This is a genomic window from Prosthecobacter sp., assembly GCF_049294395.1.
GTDB lineage: Bacteria > Verrucomicrobiota > Verrucomicrobiia > Verrucomicrobiales > Verrucomicrobiaceae > Prosthecobacter.
Map to the genome: position 1 here is coordinate 1 of NZ_JBAQCR010000248.1, position 4065 is coordinate 4065.

A 4065-nucleotide genomic window follows, 5' to 3' on the forward strand; every position below is an offset into this window, starting at 1 on the left:
TCCCGCAGGTGCGTGGGGATGGCCGCGCTGGCCGGATGCTGCGCGGCGATGTGCGTGTCGTTGAGAATGGCGATCCGGTCCGCATCCACCCGCTTCTCCTCGGCTGAGTGGAGTGCCGGGGCACAAACGACCGCGCCGCCGAGCTGGGTGAGAAACGTGCGCCGGGATGGGGTGGAGAGATGGATGGGCATGGCTGGCGGGAGAGTACGGGAAATGGAGTGCCTTGGCGAGGGTGAAATGACACTAACAAAACTGACAGAACCGGGTTCTATCAGTTCGTTTTTGGAGCGTAAATATTTTTACTGCTTCAGCGCTCTCCTCCAGAGGAAAATCCAAGGTGTGCTGGACTGGTTCTGGGGGGCTGGTGCACACTATGCCTTTATTGAATGAGCTCACCGTACCCAGTTTGGACCATTGAACGCCCTGCGGAGGAAATCCTCGAACAGATGGGCAGCAAGGCGAAATTCTGGCTGGAATGGGAGCATCCTGGGCTGGCGGACTGGTGGCTGTTCAAGTTCAGCCGGGAGAACACTGGCGAGCATTGGTCGGAGAAGATCGCTGCAGAAGTCGCCGCCTTGCTGGAGATTCCGCATGCGCAGGTGGAGCTGGCGCGGTGCGATGGGCGCAGCGGCTGCCTGCAACGCTCCTTTGTGCACAGCACGCCGTCTTTGTCCCTGGTGCATGGCAACGAAGTTCTGGGCGGCACAGTGGCAGGGTATGAACGCACGCGGACATTTCACCACAACCAGCACACCTTTGCCCTTATGGTGGAGGCCTTCCGCATGCTTTTCCCTGACGAATTTGTGCACGGGGAAATCATGCGACTGGCCTCCTACCTGGTGCTGGATGCCCTGGTGGTGAACACAGACCGCCATCATGAAAACTGGGGATTGCTGCTGGGAGGACATGGCCCCAGCACCTCCATCCAGCTCGCGCCTACATATGACCACGCATCCTCGCTCGGACGCGAATTGCTGGCAGAGAAGCGCGAGGCGATCCTGCGCGAGAAACGTGTGGAGAAGTATGTGAGGGGAGCTCGGGGAGCTATTTTTCTTTCTGACAGGGAAAAGCATGGAGCGAATCCGCTGGGACTGGTAGAGCAGCTGGCCAGGGAGCGCCCCCAGTGGTTCCAGCCTACTTTGTCACGTCTGGCAGCCATCAATCAGGAGGCCCTGCTGGCGACGGTGGACCGCGTGCCTTCGGAGGTAATGACAGGCTCAGCAAAACTTTTGGCGAGGGAGATTCTGTGCTATACTTCCACCACACTGTGCGAACTGATCCGATGAAAACGCTATTTGTCGCTTGGCAATCCCCTGACAACCGCCGTGGCTGGTATCCGGTGGGCCGGCTGGATGCTGATCCTGCGGAAGGTCTCTACCGCTTTCAATACATTCGCGGAGCCAAACGTGCCGAAGCAGAGGGAGGCTTCCGCCATCTGGTTGCTTTTCCACTTCTGGAGGAAGTGTATGAGTCGGCGGAGTTGTTTCCATTATTTGCCAACCGGGTGCTGTCTCCGACGCGGCCTGAATACAAATCCCTCAGCGACATGCTGAACCGGCCGGAAACGGCGCTCGATCCGCTGGAACTGCTGGAGCTGGCCGGCGGCGTGCGGCAGACGGATCATCTGGAGGTGTTTCCAGCCTTGAAAGCGGACGGGGAAGGCTTCTTTGCCACGCGCTTCTTTGTGCATGGCTGGCGGCATCTGCCGCAGGTGAACCAGCAAAGGCTGGCGGCTCTGGGAGAAGACGAACATCTGCAAGTGGCGCTGGAGACCAACAATCCTGCCACCTGCCACGCGGTGCAGGTGCAGACTGCAGACTACATGGTGCTGGGCTGGGCTCCACGCTATCTGGTTTCCGATCTCGGCGGCTGCCTGCTAACCTCCGGCTGCGACCTCAAGTGCCGGGTGATTCGCGTGAACCATTCGAATGCCGCGAATCAATGGAAGCTGCTGGTGGAACTCAGCGGCTTCGTGCCAGAAGGGCATCACCCAATGTCCGGGGACGACTACGAGTTGCTGACACCAGCCGTGCCAAGCGCAGCTCTTCGCCACGAACTGGCAACTGCAGCCTAGCGTTGCCTCCAAATGGCGCTTACAGAACCCGGTTTCGTCAGTTTTGTCAGTTCGTTTGGTGAGGAGCGAATCTTTTTCCCACCATGTTGTGACAAGGGTGCATTTGTCCATAGCAGCCTTGTTGCTGAGCAAGAAGCCCCCCTGTTCCGCAGGAACAGGGCAACTTTCCGGCCTGCCATGCGTGGGGAGGGAATGGCAGCGGCGTGGTGACTGCCACCGCTCCCCTTCCCTCCCGCGACATGGGTTTGAACTCAGTCGTTGTAGGCGGCTTCGCCGTGCTCGGCGAGGTCGAGGCCCTGGTTCTCGTCTTCGGGGCTGACGCGCAGGCCCAGCGTGACATCGATCACCTTGAGAATGATGTAGCTGGCGATGCCGGAAAGCAGGATGGTGTAAAGCGAGGCAATGAGCTGCGTGACGAGCTGGCTGCCAATGTGGAAGTCGCCCAGGCCGCCGGCGAAGGAGGTGGTGCCAAACACGGCCACGAGGATGGTGCCCACAAAGCCGCCGACACCATGCACGCCGAAGACGTCCAGCGAGTCGTCGTACTTGAAGCGCTGCTTGAGCTTGGCGCAGGCCAGCCAGCACATGATCGAAGAAATGGCGCCGATGCAGAGGGCTCCCACGGGCCCCACTTTACCTGATGCCGGGGTGATGGCCGCGAGCCCGGCGATGGAGCCGGTGGCGATGCCGAGCACGCTGGGCCGGCCGTTGCGCAGCCACTCGATGAGCATCCACACCACGGCGGCGGAGCTGGCGGAAATGTGCGTGACGACGAGGGTCATGGCCGCAGAGCCGTTCGCCGCGAGCTGGCTGCCCGCATTGAAGCCAAACCAGCCCACCCAGAGCATGCCTGCGCCAGTGACGGTGAGGGCAAGGTTGTGCGGCATCATCTGCGCATGCGGGAAGCCCCGGCGCGGGCCGACCATAATACAAGCTACCAGCGCGGCCACGGCGGCGGTGATGTGCACGACGATGCCGCCCGCGAGATCGATCACGCCTGTGAGACCGAAGAACGCGCCCGCCTTGTGCCAGACGCCGTAGCAACACGGCACATAGACCACGAGGCTCCACACCACGCTGAAGATCAGGATGGCCTGGAACTTCATGCGCTCGGCAAACGCGCCGATGAACAGCCCCGGGGTGATGAGGAAAAACATCATCTGGTAGGCGAAGTGCAGCAGCTCCGGGATGGTGGGGCAGTCGCTGCGCACGGACGTGGGCGTGACGCCGCTGAGGAAGACTTTGCTGAAACCACCGACGATGCTGCCACCGTCTGAAAACGCCAGCGAGTACCCCACGGCCAGCCAGACGAGGCTGAGCACGGCCGTCAGCGCAAAGCACTGCATCAGGATGGAGAGAATGTTCTTCGCCCGCACGAGACCGGCATAAAACAGCGCCAGGCCGGGGATCATCATGAAGAGCACCAGCGCGGTGGAGGTCAGCAGCCAGGCTGTGTCTCCGCTGTTGATGGTGGAGCCGTCGGCGGCATGGGCGGAGGTGGTGGCGAGAGCGAGCGCGGCCAGCGCGGCAAAGCAATGCCGTGCGGCCCTGCTCCCCGTGCGTTTCAGCAGGGATGGGGTCATGGTTGGTAGGTTGGTGCTTGAGCCTTGGTTGGAGGCTGGTTGGGGGGCCGATGCTAACCAAACAGCCCCCGCAGACAAGAAAAAACCACCGTTCCATGGCACGTTTCTTGCTCTATTTCTGCTTCCCATTGCTGGTTTTCACCCCAGTCAGCTTTGCTGTGCCCTGATTCCGCAACCAGGCAGAAGACGATGCTTTTAAGCTGCGGGTTGCTGAGGTGGAGCACGGCGGTTCGGGGCGGCTTTTGAGAGGTCGCCTAGGCGGGCGGAAAAACATCTCCCGCTCCCCGTCCAAGGGAACCAGCAAAACCAACGAAACCGGGGTTTCGGAGGTTTCGGAGGTTTTGATGGTTCATTTAAAAAGGGGGAGTGTTTTTTTCAGCCGTCCCGGGCGGGGTAGAAGGGAGGTTT

General features: G+C 60.8%; 4 protein-coding genes. 2 read left to right on the plus strand and 2 right to left on the minus strand.

Features of this window, described 5'->3' with window-relative positions:
- The coding region (locus tag WAW39_RS17345) for a hypothetical protein (RefSeq protein WP_422320445.1) at positions 1-191 on the minus strand (191 nt) is incomplete at its 3' end.
- A 195-nt stretch (positions 192-386) separates the two neighbouring features.
- Here WAW39_RS17345 and WAW39_RS17350 point away from each other — a divergent pair.
- Positions 387-1286 (plus strand): HipA domain-containing protein, encoded by a 900-nt coding sequence (locus tag WAW39_RS17350; RefSeq protein WP_422320446.1) that lies wholly within the window; start codon positions 387-389, stop codon positions 1284-1286.
- Complete coding sequence (locus WAW39_RS17355) at positions 1283-2074, plus strand: DNA-binding protein (protein ID WP_422320447.1); 792 nt, start codon at positions 1283-1285, stop codon at positions 2072-2074. Before WAW39_RS17350 ends, WAW39_RS17355 begins: the two co-directional genes overlap by 4 nt.
- Positions 2075-2325: 251 nt before the next feature.
- Here WAW39_RS17355 and WAW39_RS17360 read toward each other — a convergent pair whose 3' ends face one another.
- On the minus strand, positions 2326-3657 hold the full coding sequence (locus tag WAW39_RS17360; protein WP_422320448.1) for an ammonium transporter: 1332 nt from the start codon (positions 3655-3657) through the stop codon (positions 2326-2328).
- Between the last annotated feature and the right edge of the window lie 408 nt (positions 3658-4065).

What these genes read in the sequence shown, in the direction of transcription:
- WAW39_RS17360 (WP_422320448.1), bottom strand. Translation starts at nt 3,657, where the DNA reads ATGACCCCATCCCTGCTGAAACGCACGGGGAGCAGGGCCGCACGGCAT.
- WAW39_RS17355 (WP_422320447.1), top strand. Translation starts at nt 1,283, where the DNA reads ATGAAAACGCTATTTGTCGCTTGGCAATCCCCTGACAACCGCCGTGGC.
- WAW39_RS17350 (WP_422320446.1), top strand. Translation starts at nt 387, where the DNA reads ATGAGCTCACCGTACCCAGTTTGGACCATTGAACGCCCTGCGGAGGAA.